The organism is Tenacibaculum sp. M341 (assembly GCF_004337695.1).
Taxonomy (GTDB): Bacteria; Bacteroidota; Bacteroidia; order Flavobacteriales; family Flavobacteriaceae; genus Polaribacter.
On sequence record NZ_SJXJ01000095.1, the window covers coordinates 1 to 402 of the forward strand.

Consider the following 402-nt stretch of genomic DNA (forward strand, 5'->3'; position numbering starts at 1 on the left):
GATCATAAATTATGTGCATCTCCCCGTAACTTTTCGCAGCTTATCACGTCCTTCATCGCCTCTGAAAGCCTAGGCATCCGCCATACGCCCTTATTTAGCTTATTGTACTTTTTGCTGTAGACTTACGTCTACAACGAGCTCTTTATATTTTTTATAAATGTCTGTTAGATTTTAACATCTAACTCTCTATCTTGATTCTTTACGATATCATTTTACCAATATGTCAATGAACGTTGTGGCAAGTTGCCACTTAAAAGTATTTAAACTTCGTGACAGACTTATAGCCTTGTGGAGAATATCGGAGTCGAACCGATGACCTCTTGCGTGCAAGGCAAGCGCTCTAGCCAGCTGAGCTAATCCCCCAAATACTAGTAGTTAGTATTGAGTAGTAAGCTTGAGTAG

Annotated in this window: 1 tRNA gene and 1 rRNA gene; both read right to left on the reverse strand. The window is 39.8% G+C overall.

The features are described 5' to 3' along the window. Positions 1-104, reverse strand: a 23S ribosomal RNA gene (locus EYW44_RS21980); the annotation flags it as partial. Positions 105-289: 185 nt separating this feature from the next. Further along, positions 290-363: transfer RNA gene (locus tag EYW44_RS21985), tRNA-Ala, on the reverse strand. Positions 364-402: the final 39 nt, after the last annotated feature.